This is a genomic window from Pseudomonas sp. yb_2, from assembly GCF_043103905.1.
GTDB lineage: Bacteria > Pseudomonadota > Gammaproteobacteria > Pseudomonadales > Pseudomonadaceae > Aquipseudomonas > Aquipseudomonas alloputida.
Map to the genome: position 1 here is coordinate 81,237 of NZ_JBICKH010000055.1, position 19,805 is coordinate 101,041.

A 19,805-nucleotide genomic window follows, 5' to 3' on the forward strand; every position below is an offset into this window, starting at 1 on the left:
CTCAAGATTGTTGTATCAACACGTTGACCGGAAATTCCGCCAGCACGGCGCTCAACGGCAACTCCTTTGAAGAGCTGACCGCCGCACAGGCGAAAAGTCCCGTCGAGTTGGCAGGTGACAAGGCAAACGGCAATACCAGCCGGGTGTCGTCCCAGTTCTGCGCCGGGATCAACGGTGTAGCGGCACCTCCGAGCAGGCTGCTGGCCAGGCGCGGGGCGACGACGATGGCGTGCTCGCCTTCCCCCAGGCGAGCAAAGGCAATGACCTTGTCAGCGTGCCGGCCCTGTACGGTCAGTGGCAGGTAGGCACCGCGGCGGAACAGCTCGGCATGGGCCTGGCGGCAGTCCAGCACGCGGGCGATCAAGGCCTGTTTGACACGGCCGTCGCGCCAGTGCGCCAGCAGCTCGGCGGCCGGCGTGGCATCGTCCAGCGTGCGACGCCTCGAAGCGTAGTCCACGGCGCGGCGGTTGTCCGGGTCGACCAGGCTGAAGTCCCAGTATTCGTTACCCTGGTACAGGTCGGGCACACCGGGTGTGGTCATGCGCAACAGGGCCTGGACCAGGCCATTGAGAGCGCCGGGGCAGGCCAGCAGCTGCGCCGCGTCGGCCAGCGACTTGCGCAGTTGCTGGTTCTCGCTGTCCAGCAGCAGGCCGTCGAGGTAATGAGCGCAGGCGCCTTCGTAGGCCTCGTTCGGCGCGCTCCAGCTACTGCGCAGCTTGGCCTCGCGCAGGGCCTTCTGCTGCCACTGGCGAACACGCTCGGCGTATTGACGCAGGGCATTGTCGTCGTTCAGGTCGAGGTCCAAGGGCCAACTGCCGAGCAGGGTCTGCAGCAGCATCAACTCGTCGCCGGGGCTGGGTGCCAGCCCGTCGTCCAACTGCGCGCGCAGGGGGGCGGCCAGCTCACGCCAATGCTCTACCCGGCTGGCCAGCCACGTGCCGCGCTCGCTGAGTACGGCCAGGCGTGCACGCGTGTCTTCGCCGCGCTTGTGGTCGTGGGTGGCGGTGGTCAGCAGGTTGTCGGGGAAATCGCGCAGGCGCCGCTGGGCCTCGTTGTGGAAATGCATGGGGGGGGCGCTGAAGCGCTCGGCCTCGAAACCCACGTCGTTACGCGACAGCAGCCGCGCGCTGCGGTAGAAGGCGGTGTCTTCCACGGCTTTGGCGGCGCTGGGCGCAGTCAGTTGCTGGAAGCGCACGCAGGCGTGGCGCAGTTGCTTGCGGGCGCGCCCCGGTGGCAGATGCCGCCAGGCTTGCCCGCCCAGCCACCGTTCAAGTTGGTCCAGTAGCGGCCAGTCAGCTTCGGCAAGGTCTTGCCGGGCATTGGTCAGGGCCTGCTGGAAGAACGTTTCGTCCTGCGCCGGGCGCCCGCAGGCATTGAAGTAGGTTCGGTAAACCGGGTAATGCGCCACCAACGCCTGCAAGGCCCGGCGAATCGCGCCCAGGGTCAGGTCACGGGTCATCAGGTCGTTGCGCGCCACCTGCAACAGTGCCTGGGCCACCGACTCGCAGTCACCGGCCAGGCTGGCGTTGAGCACCAGGTGACGGGCCTGGCGCACTTCTTCAGGGAAGTCCGGGCGCTCGCTGACGTTGCTCCACAGTTCGCTCAGCGGCGCTTCGCCGGCCGGATCATGCTGCAGCAGCGACACCTGGTTCATGAACTCGTAGCCGGTGGTGCCGTCGGTAAGCCAGTCGCGGTGCAGGTGCTCGTCGGCACCCAGGATCTTTTCCACGTACAGAGGGAAGTGCTCCAGCCCTGCATTCAGCGGCCGCCGCGCCAGCAGGCTATCAACCCTTCGGCGCAGTTTGCGGCAGTAGCCACGCGGGTCTGCAAGGCCGTCGATATGGTCGATGCGCAGGCCGTCCACCAGGCCGCGTTCGATCAGTTCGAACAGCTTGGCATGGGTGGCTTCGAACACCACGGCGCGCTCCACGCGCAGGCCGCCCAGCTCGTTGATGTCGAAGAAGCGCCGCCAGTTGATGTCGTCGGCAGCGGTACGCCAGCTGGCCAGGCGGTAGGTCTGGCGTTCCAGCAGCAGGTGCAGGCGCTTGAAACCGGCCTCGCTGCGGCTGTCGAAGGCCACCAGGGCCGATTCGAGGTCGGCACCTTCTCGCACCAGGCGGGCCAGTTCGGCTTGGAGCGGCAGGCTATCGGCCAGCGGGGTGGCCGAGTCGCCCAATGCCGTGAAGCGCTCGGCCAGCACCTTGAGTGCAGGTTCCGGGCTGAGCGCGAGAATCCAGCCGTAATCGACCGGGCAGATCGGGAAACGATGCGCGTAATGGGCCACTTGCAGCAGCCCCTGCTGTTTGTCGAACTGCAGTGGTATCTCGCCATTCCTGAGCGCCACGCCGTAGTCGCTGCCGAGGAACGGCAACAGCAGTTGCCCGGCCAGCAGTGGGTCGCTGGAGTGCCACTGGATGTCGAAGAACTCTGCATACGGACTGCGCCGTCCCCAGGCCAGCAGGCTTTGCCACCAGGGGTTGTCGGCACCGCCTACGGCCATGTGGTTGGACACCGTGTCGAGGATCAGCCCCATGCCATGCTGGCGCAGGGCGGCAACCAGGCGCTCCAGCGCGGCCTCGCCGCCCAGCTCCGGGTTGACGCAGGTAGGATCGACCACGTCGTAGCCATGGCGCGAGCCCGCGCGGGCCTTGAGGATGGGCGAGGCATACAGGTGGCTGATGCCCAGCTGGGCGAAATACGGCACCAGCGGTACAGCGTGGTCGAGGGTGAAGTCGCTGTGGAATTGCAGGCGCAGGGTCGCGGTCAGTGGCTTCATCGGTCACGCTCCCACGCCTGTTCGCGGGCCTGGGCCAGCAGCTCCAGGCGCCGTGCGGCATCCTCGTCGTCGAGCAGTTCGCGTACCGGACGGGCAAAGCGCCGCCGCCAGTTGGGATGGCCATTGGTGGTGCCCGGCAGGTTGGGTTGCTCGTCGCAGCCCAGCAGGTCTTCCAGCGGTACCAGCACCAGCGGTGCACGGGTATGGCCAACGAAGCGGATGGCCGCATCGATCAGCGCGTCGTTGTCCTTCAGTTCGCCGTAGTTGGCCTCCAGGATGCGGCGCAGGCCTTCGCGTTCTTTCTGACGCTCGTGTCGCCAGTGCAATTCGGTAGCGGCGTCGATCAGGTGCAAGCGGTGTCTCCAGTCGATGTCGCGGTTTGCCAGCCAGCCGGCCAGTGGCGCCAGGTCGTGGGTGCCGGTTGTGGCCAGGGCATTGTCCGGCCAGTCGAGAATCGGCTTGAACTGGCCCGGCTGGGTCTGCTCGAACGGCAGCACGCGCATGCCCAGCACCGCTTTCTCGGCCAGCTTTTCGCGCAGGCTGTCGGGCACGGTGCCCAGGTCTTCGCCGAGGATGATCGCCTGGTGACGCACCGACTCCAGCGCCAGCAGGCGCAACAGGTCGTCTAGCGGGTAGTCGAGGTAGGCGCCTTCGCTGGGTTTGGCCCCCTGCGGGATCAGCCATAGCCGGCGCAGGCCCATCACATGGTCGATGCGCAGGCCGCCAGCGTGGGCGAGGTTGGCCCGCAGCATCTCGATGAAGGCGCGATAGCCATTGCGCTTGAGGCCGTCGGGCGAGAAGGCGCAAATGCCCCAATCCTGCCCTACGTGGTTGAGGATGTCGGGCGGCGCACCCACGCTCAGGCCGGCCAGCAGTTCGTCCTGGCGGCTCCAGGCCTGGCTGCCGGCACCATCGGCGCCCACCGCCAGGTCGGCGATCAGGCCCACGGCCATGCCGTTGCTGCGGGCCGCTTCGTGGGCACGTTGCAGGCCACGTTCAGTCAGCCACTGGCAGAAGGCGTGGAACTCGACCTTGGCCGGGTAGGCATTGGCTAAAGCCTCCACTTCCGGGTGGTAGGGGTCATGCCAGGCTTTGGGCCAGTTGCGCCAGTCGGCCCCGAGGCCGTGCTCCACTGCCTGGGCCTGCAGAACCTCGAAGCGGCAGTGGTGCTCCAGGGTCTGGCCGCCGGCTTCGCGGAAGCTGTCAAAATCTGTGCGTAGCGGGTGGTCGCCGTGGCTGAAGCCTTGGTAAAGCGCTTCAAGCAAACGCAGCCGGGCGCTGGCGGCGCGTGGCCAGTCGACCAGAGGGCGCTGCTCCAGCTCTTCGAGTTGTTGCTCCAGCCCGCAGGCTTCGATGGCCATGCGCACTTCCCGTTCACCCAGCAGGGCCGCGGGGCTGGTGTACAGGGTGTTGAGCAGCAGGCGACTGGACGGTGAGTAGGGGCTGTAGTGTTCCTGGTCGATGGCCGACAGGGCGTGAATCGGGCTGATAGCCAAGGCATCGGCGCCGCGCTCGGCGGCCGAGCGGGCCAACTGCTCCAGCGCCAGGCAGTCGCCGAAGCCCCCATCGCCGGGGCGGCGCAGGCTGTACAGCTGCACTGCCAGGCCCCAGCAGCGTGGTGGCGGCTGTTGCACCTTGTCTTCCAGGCTGTGGCAGCGTGTTGGCGCCACCGCCACGGTGAAGCGGCGGCTGTCGATTTCCACTTGGTGATAGCCGATGGGCAGCTCGCCGGGCAGGCGCGCCTGGTCATCGAGGCTGAGGGTGACCGAGGTGTGATCTTCCAGGGTGCAGTGGGCCACGCTGGCGGCACTGAAGTAGCGCGACAGCGCCAGCGGCTGGCCTACGTCGGCGGTCAGCAAGGGCGGCAGGTGTTCGCTGTCTTCGGCGGTTTCCACCGCACGCAGGCTGGCGGCAACGGCCGCATCATCGCCGGCCGGGTGGCCAAGGCCTTCGAGGATGTTGCGCAGCACGTCGTCGCTGACACGCTGGGGCCTGGCATTGGCGTCGATCCAGTCGCGGTTCAGCCCGACGCTGGTTGCCAGACGGTGCAGGGCGGTTTCGCTCATGGGCGCTCCTGGGCAGGGGGAAGCAGGCTGACCACACAGCTGTAGGCAGCCAGGTGGGTATCCGGGTGGCGGGTGTCGCTGCTGTCGAACAGCCGTGTGGATGGCGCGGGCAGTTCGACCGCCTGTGGGGTGTCGGCCAGGTTCAGGTCGATGCGCAGAGTGTTGCCGTTGCCCAGCTGCCAGCGCGCGGTCAGCGCTTTGTCAGCGTGCACCTCGGCGCCCAGCGCACGGCTGCCGGGCAAGTGCGGGATGATGTGGCGGCGGCGCAGGTCGAGCAGTTGCTGGTAAAGGCCGTGCCAGCCGGCGATCACCGCCTTGTTCTGCGGGCGTGAAGAGGCGAATGTCTGTTCGGCGTTGGGGTCGGGAATGTGCTCACGCTGCTTGGGGTCGGCGAACGCGGCGAAGTGGGCGAACTCGCCACGACGGCCTTCGCGTACCGCGTCGGCCAGCGCGTCATGGAAGTCGGTAAAAAACAGGAACGGCTGGCAACTGCCGGCTTCGTCGCCCATGAAAAGCAGCGGAACCATGGGGGCCAGCAGCAACAGGCCGGTGGCTGCACGCAGGGCTGGCGCGGGGCATAGGCGGGTCAGGCGCTCACCCAGCGCGCGGTTGCCGATCTGGTCGTGGTTCTGCAGGAACAGCACGAAGGCGCTTGGCGGCAAATGCCCGCTGGGTTCGCCGCGTGGTTTGCCATGCCGGTTGGCCTGGCCCTGGAACACGAAACCTTCGCCAAGGCACCGTGCCAGTTGGTCGATGGGGCGATGCTGGTAGTCGGCATAGTAACCTTCGGTTTCACCGGTCAGCAGCACGTGCAGGGCATTGTGGCCGTCATCGTTCCACTGGGCGTCGTAACCCTGTTCCAGCAGGCCCGCCTGGTTGTGCTCGTTCTCCAGCACCAGCCACACGTGCCGGCCCGGTTCTACGGCGGCGCGTACCCGTTGGGCCAACTCGATCAGGAAGTCGGGCTGGTCGATGGCATGCACCGCATCCAGGCGCAGGCCGTCGCAGCGGTAGTCGCACAGCCACATCAGGGCATTCTGGATAAAGTACTCGCGCACCTGCGGGCGGCGAAAATCGATGGCCGCGCCCCAAGGTGTCTGCCGGTCCTCGCGGAAGAAAGGGCTGGCGTACTGGTGCAGGTAATTGCCGTCAGGTCCGAAGTGGTTGTACACCACATCGACCAGCACCATCAGCCCGTGGCCGTGGGCCTGGTCCACCAGTGCGCACAGCTGCTCGGGGCTGCCGTAGGTGTTCTGTGGGGCGTAAGGGAGTACGCCGTCGTAGCCCCAATTGCGTTCGCCGGGGAACTGCCCCAGCGGCATCAGCTCGATCGCGCTGATACCCAGTTCGGCCAGGCGCGGCAGTTGCCGGGCAACCCCGGCGTAACCCCCGAGCAGGCCGACATGCACCTCCTGGATCACGGCCTCATGCCAAGGCCGGCCCTGCCACGGGTGTTGCCAGGCGTAACCGGCCACATCCACTACCTGGCTTGGCCCGTGTACGCCGTCGGGCTGGTAGCGCGAGGCCGGGTCGGCCACCTGCAGCTCACCGTCGATACGGTAGTGGTAACGGTCACCGGCCTGGCATGGCGCAACGCCGCTGTACCAACCCTCATCATCCGGCAGCAGTTCGATGGCCGGCTGCCGCTCCAGTTCCACGCTCACGCTGCGCGCATCCGGCGCCCAGAGGGCGAAGCGCGCCGACGTGGCGTCCAGCAAGTGTGCGCCATGTCTGTGCATCTTCCGACCCCCGCTCAGTAATGGCTCAGTTGTGTCTGCTTGACCAGGTCCTCGTACAGGCGGGCATAGGGTTCAACCGCCTGGCACCAGTTGAACGGCTGGGTCATCGACAGGCAGCGCATGGCGTTCAGCAGGTCCTTCTTGCCGTATACATAGAAGGCGCGGCTGAGTGCCTCGCGGTAGCTCTCGACGGTGGACTCGTTGAACAGGAAGCCCGTTACGCCGCACTCGATGGTGTCGGCCAGGCCACCGGTATTACGTGCTACCGGCAGCGAGCCGAAGCGTTGCGCGTACATCTGGCTGAGGCCGCACGGCTCGTAGCGCGACGGCATCAGCAGGAAATCGCTGCCGGCGAACATGCGCCGGGCATCGGTTTCATTGAAGCCAATACGTACACCGATGCGGCCTGGGTGACGCAGCGCCAGCTCGCGCATAGCCTGTTCCTCTTCCGGCTCGCCGCGGCCGATGATCGCGATCTGCCCGCCTTGCTCGACGATGTAGTCGGCCACGCCCAGGGTCAGGTCCAGGCCCTTTTGATAGACCAGCCGTGACACCACGGCGAACAGCGGGCCTTCGGAATCGTCCAGGCCGAACAGCTCGCGCACCTCCTGGGTGTTACGCGCTTTGCCCTCCCAGTCATTGATGCTGAAGTTGTGTTGCAGGTGCTTGTCGGTAGCCGAGTCCCAGCTTTCGTCGATGCCGTTGGGGATGCCACCGAGCAGGCCTTGCTGGGCCTTGCTGGCGAGGAAACCGTCCAGGCCGCAGCCGAATTCAGGGGTGGTGATTTCCCGGGCATAGGTGGCGCTGACTGTGGTGATGTGGCTGGAGTAGGCCAGGCCGGCCTTGAGGAACGACAGCTTGCCGTAGAATTCCATGCCTTCTTGCTGCATGGCATGTTCGGGTATTGCCAGCTCCGGGCTGCAGCCGCGGCTGTACACACCTTGGTACGCCAGGTTGTGGATGGTGAACAGCGTGGGCGTATTCAGGCCACGCCAGTGCATGTAGGCCGGGGCCAGGCCGGCCGGCCAGTCATGCGCGTGCACCACTTCCGGCGTCCAGTGGATCTTGCCTTCGCCGGCCGCGATTTCGGCGGCAGCCAGGCCCAGGCGGGCGAAGCGGATGTGGTTGTCGGGCCAGTCGCGGCCATTGTTGGCACCATAGGGTGTGCCGTCGCGCTGGTACAGTTCTGGGCAGATCAACACATAGATGACCAGGCCGTCGGCCATGTCCATGCGCCCGATCTTGCATGGCGGCAGGGCCGCATGGCCGCCCAGTTCACCCACGATATGTATAGGGTTGTCGCTTTCCATCACCTGGCGGTAGCCGGGGATGAGGACCCGCACATCGTGCAGGTGCGCCAGGGCACGGGGCAGGGCAGCGGACACGTCACCCAGGCCACCGGTTTTCACCAGGTCGGCGATTTCCGAGGTCACGAACAGAATCTTGCGCTTGTTCGGGTTGTGCTGGCGCTGGGCGCCGGGTGCCTTGCCTGTCGTGGCGAAATCCGGGGTGAGCGGCTCGCGGTTATCCGGTTTGAAAGCGTCTACGTGAGGCTCGACAGCGGCACTGATCATACTTCTCTCCGTCCCTATGCTTGGTCGGGTGCTGGCACCCGTGGCGATGTTTCGTGCTGGTTCTCTCTGCTTGCTGAATGCTGCGTAGTGCGTTCCATGCCCCTGTGTCGTGCGCGCACGCACGGCGCGATCGGCGTTCCGGCCGAAAGCGATTGGGCTGTTGGGTTGGTGGCCGTGGCTGGGAAGTCCCTTTGCGTTTGGCCTACTTAGTTCCTGACCTGCCCGCTTTCCGTAAAGTTCGACTTTTTTTCGTCACTCTTCCATTGAGCAAATGGCGGGCCGAAGCCTGAGTGTAGGAGAGAAAAAGATAAAAAGGTGACCCACTGGTCACCATTGTGATGCCGCGGAATAGACGCAAACGTTGGCGTATTGAAGCGGAGGTGAAGGTAGGGCGCGCGAGAGGGTGAGGGGCGAACGGCATTGCCCCATGCATGACAATTGCGCACTGTTTTGGTGCGTATTCGTACCGCCAAATGGGGCTGGCTGGTGCATGTCCGGATGTGCCCAATCCTATATCGGTGCGGCACCCTGCACAGGGGCGAGTATCCAAGCGGTTCAATAAGTTTGGCTCGAATAATTATCTGAGTTACAGGGTCGGCAGTCAGGCAAACGGATCGCATGATAAAAAGTTGTAAGTTCATGCTGTAGGAAATTGCCTGCGGAATCTCTATTTGTATTAAACCCATCGTTCCTGTCTTGTCATGGTGATACGGTTTAAGTTGCTCTTCAATCCACTGCCTCATCCTGATCGCCGTCATGGGGTGAAGCCCGCAATGCCAAGCATCTAGCGGGCTTGAGCCTTGGTGGCGGGCCAATTTAGTTCGATATTCTCATCTTGAAGAAAGCCAGGGTGTGGTTGTTTTTCGCCGGCAAACATGATGGCGGGTAGAGCAACTCATGAAACAGTCCGACTTTCGCTTCAGTTTTCAGGCGCTCGCCGGGCGCACGGAATTTGAAGTGGTTTCATTCAAGCTGGATGAAACCCTCAACCAGCCATTTGTGCTGAACCTGGAACTTGTGAGCTACGAAAGTGATATCGATTTCGGCCACGTCCTCGACAAGCCTGCGCTATTCACCCTTTACAGCGCAGACCGGCCACTGCGTCATGTGCATGGCCTAGTCAGTGCCTTCAGCCAGGGCGAAACCGGCTTTTGTCGCACGCGCTACCACGCCGTGGTCGAGCCGCAGCTGGCCCGCGCGCGGTTGCGTTCGAACTGGCGGATCTTTCAGCAGAAAACCGTGCCGCAGATTCTTGAACTCATGTTCAAGCGTCAGGGCATCACCCGCTTTGAGCTGAAAAGCAGCGCGCAGCACCAAGTGCGGGAGTTTTGTGTTCAGGCGGGTGAAACCGACCTCGACTTCATCCATCGCCTTGCCGCTGAAGAGGGGTTCGTCTACCGCTTCGAACACTGCGCCCGGCAGCACACGCTGATCGTTACCGACCGCTTGCTGTCGTTTGGGCTGCTCAGCCGGGGCGCGCTTAAGGCAGAGGACGACGAGGCGCTTTGGCTGGATGAGGATGATGTCGGCCCCGACAAAGTGCTGTACCACGCCAGCAGTGGTGGCGACCAGGCCCGCGCATGCCTGCGGCGCTTGCGCTATTGCGAGCAGGTACGTACTGCGCGGCAAGTGCAGCGCGACTACACCTTCACCAACCCGGCCTACCGGCAGGAGCACAAGGCCCAGACCAGTGGCGTCACGCACCAGTCACTGGACTACGAGCGCTTTGATTACCCGGGGCGCTACAAGCGCGATGCGGTGGGCAAGCCCTTCACTGAAACACGGCTGACGGCGCTGCGCCACGACGCATGCCTGGCTGAAGTGCAGGGCGACGATGTGCGCCTGCAGACAGGCCTGAGCTTCACCCTCGTCGGCCACCCGCGGGAAGACCTCAATGTTCACTGGCGCGTGATCAGCCTGTGTCACGAAGGTACCCAGCTCACCAGCCTGCAGGAAGAAGCGGCTGGCGCTGAACAAGGCACCCGCTACGTGAACGATGCGTTGCTGGTGCAGGGCATGGCCGAGTGGCGCCCGGCCCCCATGGCCAAGCCGCGCATTGATGGCCCACACATGGCCACCGTGGTCGGCCCGCCTGGGGAGGAGATCTATTGCGACGAATGGGGGCGGGTCAAGGTCAGCTTCCCGTGGGACCGGGAGAGCAAGAACAACGAGTTCAGTTCCTGCTGGGTACGGGTGTCGCAAGGCTGGGCTGGTGGCAGCTGGGGTTCGATGGCCATCCCGCGTATTGGCCAGGATGTGATTGTCCAGTACGTCAATGGCGACCCCGACCAGCCGATGATCACCGGGCGCACCTATTGCGGTGACCAGCTGCCGCCGTACGACCTTCCGGATCACAAGACCCGCATGACCATCAAGAGCCAGACCCATAAAGGCGATGGCTTCAACGAGTTGCGCTTCGAAGACGAGCTGGGGCGGCAGGAAGTGTTCATACATGCCGAGCGCGACCAGAACAATGTTGTGAAACACAACGAAACCACGCTCATTGGCAATGACCGTAGCGAACGCGTCGAGCATGACGAAGTGGTGGACATCGGCGGCAACCGCAGCGTCAAGGTTGGCGCCAGCAAGCGCGAAACGGTCGCCCTTGGCAAAGTTGAAAGCATTGGCCTGGGCAAGTCGCTGGCCGTTGGCGGTGCGCTAAGTGTCATGGTCGGCCTTGAGGCCACCGAGCAGGTCGCGCTGGACAAGCGCGTGCAGGTCGGCGGGCAACTGCGGGTCGACGCCGATGAGGATGTGTCGATCACCAGTCATCACGGCCATGTGCATATCGACAGCCGAACGTCGCTGACCCTGAGCTGCGGCGGGGCCTTTATCAAGCTGAGCGATGGCCGCATCGAAATCGGTTGCCCCGAACCACTGCTGTTACACGCCATCGCCCAGGTCAAGGCGCCTGCACGTTACGGAGTACCGCCTGCACCTGAGCAGGACGAAATCGAGTTTCGCCTGGTGCATGCCGACGGTACGCCGATTGCGGGCACGGCCTACGTGGCAACGTTGTCCGATGGCACCCAGCGCCAGGGCGTGGTCGACCAGAACGGCTATGCCCGCCTGGCTGGCGTTACCCCCGGTTGCAGCGCCCAGGTGCGCTACGAAGTTGGCCCAGGCCCGCTGCAGCTGACGACTGCAACCGAGCTGGATGCTGCCTTGCAGGCATTGCTTGCCGGCTGCACCTCGGCAGGTGGCCAGCCATGAGTTCGACAGCTGACTGGCTGGACCAAGCGGTGGAAAAAGTGGCCGACGGCTTTGGCTGGCTGCGTGACCTGGTGCTTGGCGAGTTTGCCGAGGAGCGGCCACTGAGCGTGGTCATCGCCGACATGCTGCTGTCGTTGGTGCCGGGGGTGGTGATTGTGCTCAGTGCCCGTGACCTGGCTGCGGTGTGCCTGCGCCTGGGCAAGCGCTACGCGGCGGACGGCAGCCAGGCAACGCCGCAGCCGCCGGAATGGCAAGAGTGGGTGTTGCTGGTGGCCTGCCTGATGACCCTGATCGCGCCGATCATCGGCGCTGTGGTGGGGGCGGTGGGCACTCCCGTGGGCTCGATGGCAGGCGCACTGGTTGGGCAGGAAGCAGCAGCGTTCTTGCGTGGTTTGTGCTTGCTGCTGATCCGTGAAAGCCAGGTCATCCTGCAGACAGTGGTTGCGTTTCTCGGCAAGTTCACCCGCGGCAGCGTGGAGTTCTGGCTGCGCCAGGTCAGGTTCGCGAGCTATGAAAAGGACTTGCTGGCCTACCTGAACCTGTTTTTGACCAAGGTTCTCGCGGCAACGGCAAAGCTTCGCAGCTACCTGGGCAACTGGCCGTTCAACCAGGCGGCGTCGCGTCTGTTGGTGCGGTTGCAGGCCATGGAAGCGCAGTTCTACGCCGTGCAGGTGCATGCCGTGCGGGAAATCCCGCATGCGCTGATGCAGCTCGATGCCAGGCTGGCCAAGGTGCTGGAGCAGGCCAGCGACCTGCCCGCGCAGGTTGCGCAAGCCGGGGTGCATGCGCAAAAGCCGGTGCCCATGGCCATGAGTGGTGGGCGGGTGACCTCTGGCATCGGCATGCGCCCGCGTTACCTTGAGCGCCCCGAAGGTGTGCTCGGCCCGCCCGTGCCCACGTCGCCGACAGTCGCTGCGCAGGGTGCCAATGTGCACGTGTTCGATCACGCGACGGCGACCCGGGCGCAGAAGGGTATTTATGGGGAGGTGGTTAGTGATCAGTACATGCTCGGCAAGGGTCATGAAAACCTGTTGTCCGCCGCGCGTGGGCCTCGCAGCCTGGAAATGAAACCCACCGGGCGTGGGCTGGATGGCGTCTATCGTAATGCCCATCCGCCACCACCGTTCATTATTACCGAGACCAAGTATCGAACGGGGGGCACGTTTTCGCCGGGTAGTTTGCCGGTTACGAAGGGGAGTGAGGGGTATCCGAGTGCCAGGCAGATGAGTGATGCGTGGATTGGCCCCAGATTACAAAGCGCGTTGGGGCGTAAGGAGGGAGATGCGATTCGAGAGGCGGGGTACGAGCGGTGGCTAATAGTTGTAAACGAAAACGGGGTCGTATCGAGTGTGACTAAGCTCGACGGTAATGCTAGAGCCATTGTTGATACTGTTCGATAGGAGGTGTCAGGTGCATTTTGATCGAGTTAAAAGAGAGCCGCTCCTGCAAGAGAAGTTTTATGTGGATGATGTGTCTTATCTGAAGGAGAAATATTTTGAGCGGAGCGCTGAAGAGTTTTTGGCTAAATCTTGGCCAGATTATGTTAATGTGGAGGGATTAAGTTGGGGGTGGTGCTATCAATCACTTGAGCTATTGATTGAGTTGTATTCAGGAGGCGAGCCATTAGAGACCCTCCGGCCCTATGCTGAGCACGTGTTTTCTCAGTTTCAGCGTCATAAACAGGCCTATCCGAGCTTCTCGCTGAGACTATGGGAGCCCGACGCATACCAGTTTGCTCTTTGGCTTTTGTCTTTGGCAGTGCTGTTGAATGTGCCCGGGCGCATCACGCAAATTGTAAGCTATTTAAGTAAAGATCCTGATGACGGTGAAGACATCTTGTTGCGACAACTGTTTTCTCGTGTTGGGGTGACTATCCCTGGGAGCACGTTGATTCATGAGCGCCCTTATCAAGAATTGCTCAATGCTTTAAATACTGAGAAGGATGAGCAGCAACAGGCAGTGCGTAGTTACCTGAAGCAGTGGTATCGAGGCATGCGCAACTGTTATTGGCATGATCGGCACAAAGCACGAAGCGATGCGGGTTTCTTTGGCTACTGGGCATTTGAGGCAGGATTGGTCACTGTGCTGTGGGGCGTCGACGATGCACCCTACAGAGACCTTCCTTTTTACCCGAAGGATTTGGTAGACGATGCTCGCAAGCGTCAAGTGATCAAAAGCTTCCCTGAACACCTGCAAAGCGCGCCATATTCGGATGCACTTGCCAAGTCGGGTGAAATTTGCCCGCGCACGGGTGTGTGGGTATGTGATGAATGGGCTGTAGGGCCTCAGACATTCATGCAAGGCGTAGAGATGCCGAGCGAAAATGGGCGCTCCGTGGTTTGGCGCTTGGTGAAAGGCTTATAGCGTGCGGGAGGGCCAATGGACCCGTTCGACAGCATCAAGCGCGACCCGTGGATGGTCGAGCAGCATTACCACGCCTCGACCTGTGAAAAAGAGCAGGAGTTCGCCAACCCTGACCTCCAGGCCTTGCTGGCTGGGCCCGCCGAGCGCAAGCATCATTACCGTGGCCTTAGCCGCGACTGGGCGCACATGGCACTGGAGCTGGCCATCCAGCGCTACTCGGGTGGCGAGCCGTTGGAACTGGTGGAGGCCTATGTTGATTACGCGTTCGCCCAGTTCACCCGGCATTTTTCAGCGTACCCGACAACCTGCGAGCAACTGCGCCCCTGGGTGGCGGACGAATACCGGGTTGCCTTGTGGCTGCTGTCGTTGGCCGTGCTGTGCGGTTACCCCGATCGTGTCGACCAGGTGCTGGGCTGGCTGAACCAGGACGACGAGCGCAGCCCCGACCTGCTGCTGCATCGCCTGTTCCTGCGGCTGGGCAAGGCATACCCGGGGACCTCGCTGCTTCACCCCGAGACCTACGCCGCCTTGCTGGAGAGCCTCGACCTGCGTGGCCAAGCGCAGCATGAAGCGCTCTTGCGCTATCTCGAACAGTGGTATGCCAAGGCGCATGGCTGCTATTGGCACGATCGCCATGCCCGGGCACGGGGTGACCACTTGGGCTACTGGGCACTCGAAGCGGCGCTGGTAGCGTTTTTATGGTCTGTGCCAGGGGATGCTCTGGAGAGCGCCCCACATTTTTTTCCAAAGGCACTCATCGCAAGGGCGCATTACCGACGACTGGGCAAACAGTTCCGCGACCCGGAAACCGCCAGGCGCGAGGACGCTCCTGGCTGGCCTTCTGGCACCCCTTGCCCATGGCCCGGTCATTACACCTGCGTCGAGCGCAGTGTGGGTGAACAGGTGTTCATGCACCAGACACCCTTCCCCAAGATCGATGGCCAGGTGGTTCACTGGCGGCTGTCGAGGACATTCTGATTGGCGCTGCCGGCATGAGTGCGTGGCGCTTTACAAGATTCAGGAGTGGCGACAATGCCTGCCATCGTTCTGCTTGGTCACCCTCACCATTGCCCATTGTGCGGCCCCACCAGCGTCAGCAGCGGCTCCAGCCTGTTCTTCGTCAACGGCAGGGCGGCCGCCAGGGTTGGCGACAGGCTCGGCTGTGGGGCGGCGATCACCAGCGGCTCGGCGCTGATGATGGATGAAGGACAGCCGCTTGCTAGAGTAGGCGATGCTACCAGTCATGGCGGCGTCCTGGAAAATGGCGATAAAAGTTGGTTGCTCGATTAAGCGAAGTGGGAGCGGTTCAGCCCCCACAGGGAATGGGCAAGATCAGAGGCTGACGGTCTTGCCATCGGTGCGCGCTTGCGCCAACAGCAGGTTCAACTGGGCGACCTGCTGACGCAGCTGGTCACGTTCGTCTTTAAGTTTACGCAGCTCATCACGGCGCACGGAGACATAGAGGGTCTGGGGTGGGGTTGCTGGCATCAATGTACCCATGAGCACACCTCGCGGTTTTGGCTGGTGACAAGTCAAAGCGTAGACGCTTCACGCGGGGCGCATTCTGAATTCTTTCACCGGGCTTGGGAACTTTTTTGTTTATTGTGGTCTTGCCGTTCGTCGCTGAACCCTCGGGCGGCATGCTGGACTAATCTGAAAAGCTGGACTGTCGTCATCCATTTCGAAAAGGGAGCATTGGCTCATGCAACTGGGAATCATCGGGCTGGGCCGTATGGGCGGCAATATCGCAAGGCGCCTGATGCGCGCCGGTCACCGCACCGTGGTGCACGACCGCAACCGTGATGCCATCACCGGCCTGGAGGGCGAAGGCGCCCAGGGTGCGCATGACCTCGGTGCACTGGTACAAAAGCTGAAAGCGCCGCGCGCGGTATGGGTGATGCTGCCGGCTGGTGACGCCACCGAGCAGACCATCGCCCAGCTGGCCGAAATGCTGGAGCCGGGCGATGCGATCATCGACGGCGGCAACACCTTCTACAAGGACGACATGCGCCGCGCTGCAGAACTGGCCAAGCGCGGCCTGCATTATCTGGACGTCGGGACTTCCGGCGGCGTGTGGGGCCTGGACCGCGGCTACTGCATGATGATCGGCGGCGAAAAGGACGTGTTCGAGCGCCTGGAACCGCTGTTCAAGGCGCTGGCGCCGGGCGTGGGCGACATCCCGCGTACCCATGGCCGCAGCGGCGAGCACCAGCGTGCCGAGCACGGCTACATCCATGCCGGCCCACCGGGCGCCGGGCACTATGTGAAAATGGTGCATAACGGCATCGAGTACGGCCTGATGCAGGCCTATGCCGAAGGCTTCGACCTGCTGCGCAGCAAAGGCGGCAACGAGTTGCCCGAAGACCAGCGCTTCGACCTGAATGTGGCCGAAATTGCCGAAGTGTGGCGACGCGGCAGCGTGGTGACCTCGTGGCTGCTCGACCTCACCGCCGATGCGCTGGTGGCCGACCCTCAGCTGTCGCAATTCAGTGGCTCGGTGTCCGACAGTGGCGAAGGCCGCTGGACCATCGACGCCGCCGTCGAGCAGGCGGTGCCGGTGCCGGTGTTGTCCAGCGCACTGTTCGCGCGCTTCCGTTCGCGCCAGCAACAGGGCACCTACGGTGACAAGATCCTCTCGGCCATGCGCCTGGGCTTCGGTGGCCACGTCGAGAAGAAAGGCGAATGACTAAACAGACCCTTGCGGCCGCCCCCCCTTGTACCCTGTTCCTGTTCGGCGCCAATGGCGACCTGGTCAAGCGCCTGCTGATGCCCGCGCTGTACAACCTCAGCCGTGACGGTTTGCTGGACCGTAACCTGCGCATCGTCGGCGTTGACCATAACCCGGCCAGCGCCGAGGATTTCGCCGCGCGCCTGCACGCGTTCATGGTCGAGCGTGACAAAGGCGGCGAGGGCAGCGCCAAGTGCCTGGACGAGAAGCTATGGGCCCGCCTGGCCAAGCGCCTGGATTACCAGACGGGCGACTTTCTCGATCCGGCCACCTACCAGGCCCTGGCCAGGCGCATCGACAAGACCCGCCACGGCAATGCCATTTTCTATCTGGCCACGTCGCCGCGCTTCTTCCCCGAGGTGGCGCAGCGCCTGGGGCAGGCCGGCTTGCTGGACGAGTCTGCCGGCGGCTTTCGCCGGGTGGTGGTTGAAAAACCGTTCGGCACCGACCTGGCCAGCGCCGAGGCGCTCAACGCCTGCCTGCTGAAGGTGATGGGCGAGCGGCAGATCTACCGCATCGACCATTACCTGGGCAAAGAGACGGTGCAGAATATTCTGGTCAGCCGTTTTTCCAACGGCTTGTTCGAATCGTTCTGGAACAATCACTACATCGACCACGTGCAGATCACCGCAGCGGAAACCGTCGGTGTCGAGACCCGTGGTGCGTTCTATGACAGCACCGGCGCCCTGCGCGACATGGTGCCCAACCACCTGTTCCAGTTGCTGGCGATGGTGGCCATGGAGCCGCCGGCCGCGTTCGGCGCCGATGCGGTGCGCGGTGAAAAGGCCAAGGTGGTCGGCGCTATTCGCCCATGGTCGGCAAAAATGGCCCTGAAGAATTCCGTACGAGGCCAGTACAGCGCCGGCAAGCAGGGGCGCAAGCCGTTGCCAGGCTACCGGCAGGAGCCCAACGTCGCGCCGGATAGCCAGACCGAGACCTACGTGGCGCTGAAGGTGATGATCGACAACTGGCGCTGGGCCGGCGTGCCGTTCTACCTGCGCACCGGCAAGCGCATGAGCGTGCGTGACACCGAGATTGCCATCTGCTTCAAGCCCGCACCGTATGCGCAGTTTCGCGAGTCGGAGCTGGAACGGCCCAAACCCAACTACCTGAAAATCCAGATCCAGCCCAATGAAGGCATGTGGTTCGACCTGCAAGCCAAACGGCCCGGGCCAGAGCTGGTGATGGAGAATGTCGAGTTGGGTTTTGCCTACAAGGACTTCTTCAAGATGACCCCGGCCACTGGCTACGAGACGCTGATCTATGACTGCCTGACCGGTGACCAGACCCTGTTCCAGCGGGCTGACAACATCGAAAACGGCTGGCGAGCGGTGCAGCCGTTTCTCGATGCCTGGGCCCAGGGCGGCGAAGTGCATGAGTACTCGGCTGGCGAAGATGGGCCTGAGGCCGGCAATGAATTGCTGACCCGCGACAAGCGGGAGTGGCACCGGTTGGGGTGAGAGGTTTGCAAGCCTGTACCGGCCCTTTCGCGGGCAAGCACAGGCAACCACACAAAGGAGACTCGATGCCTGCCCAAATCGAAGACTACGCCCTGCTGGGCAACTGCCGCAGTGCGGCGCTGGTCAGCCGCGATGGCGCGCTGGACTGGCTGTGCCTGCCACGCTTCGACGCCCCCGCGGTGTTCGCGGCCCTGCTGGGCAACGAAGAAAATGGCCGCTGGCGCCTGGCCCCTTGCGACCCGGTAACGCACAGCAGCCGCCAATACCTGGGCGACACCCTGGTGCTGGAAACCACTTGGGTCACCGCCAGCGGTCGTGCCCGGGTGCTCGACTTCATGCCCCTGGGCGAAGTCAATTCGGTGGTGCGCATCGTCGAAGGCTTGTCTGGCGAAACCCATTTCGAAATGGATCTGGTCATGCGCTTCGACTACGGCCGCAGCGTGCCCTGGGTGGAACGGCTCGACCCACTGACCCTCAGTGCCGTCGCCGGCCCTGACCGGCTGATCCTGTGCAGCACCGTGCCCCCGCAAGCCCGCGACCACCATACCGGCTGCCGCTTTCGCGTCAGCACGGGCCAGCGCCAGGTCTTCAGCCTGCGTCACCAGCCCTCGCACTTGCCGGTGCAGCCTGACTGTAACATCGACCAAGCCCTGGCAAACAGTTGCGAGCAATGGCAGGCCTTCGCCGACCGCTGCCCGCAGGTAGGACCGTATACCGCCCTGGTGCGCCGCTCGCTGCTCACCCTCAAGGCCATGACCTACGCTCCCACCGGCGGTATTGTCGCTGCCGTCACCACGTCGCTGCCCGAGCGTGTGGGCGGCGAGCGCAACTGGGACTACCGCTTCTGCTGGCTGCGCGACGCGACCATGACCCTGCTGGCCTTCATGAACCTTGGCTACTTCGACGAGGCCCAGGCCTGGCGCGAGTGGCTGCTGCGCTCGGTGGCCGGTAACCCTGAGCAGATGCAGATCATGTATGGCCTGGCTGGCGAGCGCGACCTGCAGGAGTACACCTTGCCGTGGCTGGCCGGTTATGAGCATTCTCAGCCTGTGCGGGTGGGTAACGCCGCCTCGGCGCAGAGGCAACTGGACATCTATGGCGAACTGGCCGATGCGATGACCCAGGCGATCAAGGGCGGGTTGCCCCGCCACCCGCGCAGCGCCGCCATTTCGCGCTTGATATTGCCTTATGTCGAACGTATCTGGCGCGAGCCGGACGAAGGCATCTGGGAAGTGCGTGGCGGCCGGCAGCAGTTCGTGCACTCCAAGGTGATGGCCTGGGTCGCCTTCGACCGCGCCGCAGGGCTGGCCGACACCACGGAAGAAGGCCGCGAGCGTGGGCAGCATTATCGCCAGGTGGCTGACGAGATTCACCGCGACGTGTGCGAGCACGGCCTCGACCCCAGCGGCCGGTTCTTCGTCCAGGCCTATGGTTCTACCGAAATGGACGCCAGCCTGTTGCAGATCGCCCTGACCGGCTTCCTGCCGGCGGATGACCCACGCTTCATGCGCACCCTCGAACAGATCGAACAGCGTCTGATGAAGAACGGCCTGCTGCTGCGCTATGACAGTGACAGCTGCAGCGACGGCCTGACGCCGGGAGAGGGCACCTTCCTGGTGTGTTCGTTCTGGCTGGCTGACGTTTATGTGTTACTGGGGCGTCAGGCCAAAGCCGAAGCGCTGTACCAACACCTGACCGGCCTGTGCAACGACCTCGGCCTGCTGGCCGAACAGTACGACCCGGCCGGCCAGCGCATGCTCGGCAACTTCCCCCAGGCCTTCAGCCAGATAGGCATCATCAACACCGCGCTGAATCTGCACCGCGCACAGTGCCCGGCGCGCGACCGGGCGCGTTGTGGGTAGCGAATGAGTAGGGCGACTGCCTT

At 63.5% G+C, this 19,805-nt stretch carries 13 protein-coding genes; 8 read left to right on the plus strand and 5 right to left on the minus strand.

The features are described from left to right. Position 1: 1 nt before the first annotated feature. The 4 genes from ACF8FB_RS13695 to glgA are packed head-to-tail and all read right to left on the minus strand — an operon-like array spanning position 2 to position 8,155. Entirely contained in the window at positions 2-2,776 is a 2,775-nt protein-coding gene (locus tag ACF8FB_RS13695) for a malto-oligosyltrehalose synthase (RefSeq protein WP_010954848.1), read from the minus strand. Then, positions 2,773-4,842 (minus strand): 4-alpha-glucanotransferase, encoded by a 2,070-nt coding sequence (malQ, locus tag ACF8FB_RS13700; protein ID WP_392509201.1) that lies wholly within the window; start codon positions 4,840-4,842, stop codon positions 2,773-2,775. The genes ACF8FB_RS13695 and malQ overlap by 4 nt, the downstream gene beginning before the upstream one ends. After that, positions 4,839-6,581 (minus strand): malto-oligosyltrehalose trehalohydrolase, encoded by a 1,743-nt coding sequence (treZ, locus tag ACF8FB_RS13705; RefSeq protein WP_392511467.1) that lies wholly within the window; start codon positions 6,579-6,581, stop codon positions 4,839-4,841. The genes malQ and treZ overlap by 4 nt, the downstream gene beginning before the upstream one ends. 14 nt (positions 6,582-6,595) lie before the next feature. After that, entirely contained in the window at positions 6,596-8,155 is a 1,560-nt protein-coding gene (glgA, locus tag ACF8FB_RS13710) for a glycogen synthase GlgA (RefSeq protein ID WP_010954845.1), read from the minus strand. Between the two features lie 897 nt (positions 8,156-9,052). Between glgA and ACF8FB_RS13715 the strand changes: the two genes are divergently transcribed. Genes ACF8FB_RS13715 through ACF8FB_RS13735 form a run of 5 tightly spaced genes read left to right on the plus strand, consistent with a single transcriptional unit; the run spans position 9,053 to position 15,022 of the window. Beyond that, positions 9,053-11,368: a type VI secretion system Vgr family protein gene (locus ACF8FB_RS13715; RefSeq protein ID WP_392511468.1), complete on the plus strand. Its 2,316-nt coding sequence runs from the start codon at positions 9,053-9,055 to the stop codon at positions 11,366-11,368. Beyond that, entirely contained in the window at positions 11,365-12,768 is a 1,404-nt protein-coding gene (locus tag ACF8FB_RS13720; RefSeq protein ID WP_392511469.1) for a hypothetical protein, read from the plus strand. Before ACF8FB_RS13715 ends, ACF8FB_RS13720 begins: the two co-directional genes overlap by 4 nt. Before the next feature lie 10 nt (positions 12,769-12,778). Further along, the gene (locus ACF8FB_RS13725; RefSeq protein ID WP_392511470.1) at positions 12,779-13,732 is read left to right on the plus strand and encodes a PoNe immunity protein domain-containing protein; all 954 of its coding nucleotides are present in this window, start codon (positions 12,779-12,781) and stop codon (positions 13,730-13,732) included. A gap of 15 nt (positions 13,733-13,747) precedes the next feature. Continuing rightward, positions 13,748-14,710 (plus strand): PoNi-like cognate immunity protein, encoded by a 963-nt coding sequence (locus ACF8FB_RS13730; RefSeq protein ID WP_350298082.1) that lies wholly within the window; start codon positions 13,748-13,750, stop codon positions 14,708-14,710. Positions 14,711-14,764: 54 nt separating this feature from the next. Further along, positions 14,765-15,022, plus strand: coding sequence for a PAAR domain-containing protein (locus ACF8FB_RS13735; RefSeq protein ID WP_104961296.1), 258 nt, complete (start codon positions 14,765-14,767; stop codon positions 15,020-15,022). A gap of 42 nt (positions 15,023-15,064) precedes the next feature. On the opposite strand, the gene ACF8FB_RS13740 is transcribed toward ACF8FB_RS13735, so the two are convergent. Beyond that, complete coding sequence (locus ACF8FB_RS13740) at positions 15,065-15,232, minus strand: DUF6026 family protein (protein ID WP_164721823.1); 168 nt, start codon at positions 15,230-15,232, stop codon at positions 15,065-15,067. Between the two features lie 202 nt (positions 15,233-15,434). Here ACF8FB_RS13740 and gnd point away from each other — a divergent pair, with 202 nt between their 5' ends. The 3 genes from gnd to ACF8FB_RS13755 all read left to right on the plus strand — a co-directional run bounded on the left by gnd (position 15,435) and on the right by ACF8FB_RS13755 (position 19,782). After that, positions 15,435-16,418, plus strand: coding sequence for a phosphogluconate dehydrogenase (NAD(+)-dependent, decarboxylating) (gnd, locus tag ACF8FB_RS13745; protein ID WP_010954838.1), 984 nt, complete (start codon positions 15,435-15,437; stop codon positions 16,416-16,418). Further along, on the plus strand, positions 16,415-17,920 hold the full coding sequence (zwf, locus tag ACF8FB_RS13750; RefSeq protein ID WP_350298081.1) for a glucose-6-phosphate dehydrogenase: 1,506 nt from the start codon (positions 16,415-16,417) through the stop codon (positions 17,918-17,920). Before gnd ends, zwf begins: the two co-directional genes overlap by 4 nt. A 65-nt stretch (positions 17,921-17,985) precedes the next feature. Beyond that, positions 17,986-19,782: a glycoside hydrolase family 15 protein gene (locus tag ACF8FB_RS13755; RefSeq protein WP_350298080.1), complete on the plus strand. Its 1,797-nt coding sequence runs from the start codon at positions 17,986-17,988 to the stop codon at positions 19,780-19,782. The last annotated feature ends 23 nt before the right edge of the window (positions 19,783-19,805 follow it).

Coding starts and splice junctions, on each gene's coding strand:
- ACF8FB_RS13740 (WP_164721823.1), bottom strand. CDS start 15,232: ATGGGTACATTGATGCCAGCAACCCCACCCCAGACCCTCTATGTCTCC.
- ACF8FB_RS13730 (WP_350298082.1), top strand. CDS start 13,748: ATGGACCCGTTCGACAGCATCAAGCGCGACCCGTGGATGGTCGAGCAG.
- glgA (WP_010954845.1), bottom strand. CDS start 8,155: ATGATCAGTGCCGCTGTCGAGCCTCACGTAGACGCTTTCAAACCGGAT.
- ACF8FB_RS13755 (WP_350298080.1), top strand. CDS start 17,986: ATGCCTGCCCAAATCGAAGACTACGCCCTGCTGGGCAACTGCCGCAGT.
- ACF8FB_RS13720 (WP_392511469.1), top strand. CDS start 11,365: ATGAGTTCGACAGCTGACTGGCTGGACCAAGCGGTGGAAAAAGTGGCC.
- treZ (WP_392511467.1), bottom strand. CDS start 6,581: ATGCACAGACATGGCGCACACTTGCTGGACGCCACGTCGGCGCGCTTC.
- ACF8FB_RS13695 (WP_010954848.1), bottom strand. CDS start 2,776: ATGAAGCCACTGACCGCGACCCTGCGCCTGCAATTCCACAGCGACTTC.
- zwf (WP_350298081.1), top strand. CDS start 16,415: ATGACTAAACAGACCCTTGCGGCCGCCCCCCCTTGTACCCTGTTCCTG.
- ACF8FB_RS13715 (WP_392511468.1), top strand. CDS start 9,053: ATGAAACAGTCCGACTTTCGCTTCAGTTTTCAGGCGCTCGCCGGGCGC.
- ACF8FB_RS13735 (WP_104961296.1), top strand. CDS start 14,765: ATGCCTGCCATCGTTCTGCTTGGTCACCCTCACCATTGCCCATTGTGC.
- gnd (WP_010954838.1), top strand. CDS start 15,435: ATGCAACTGGGAATCATCGGGCTGGGCCGTATGGGCGGCAATATCGCA.
- malQ (WP_392509201.1), bottom strand. CDS start 4,842: ATGAGCGAAACCGCCCTGCACCGTCTGGCAACCAGCGTCGGGCTGAAC.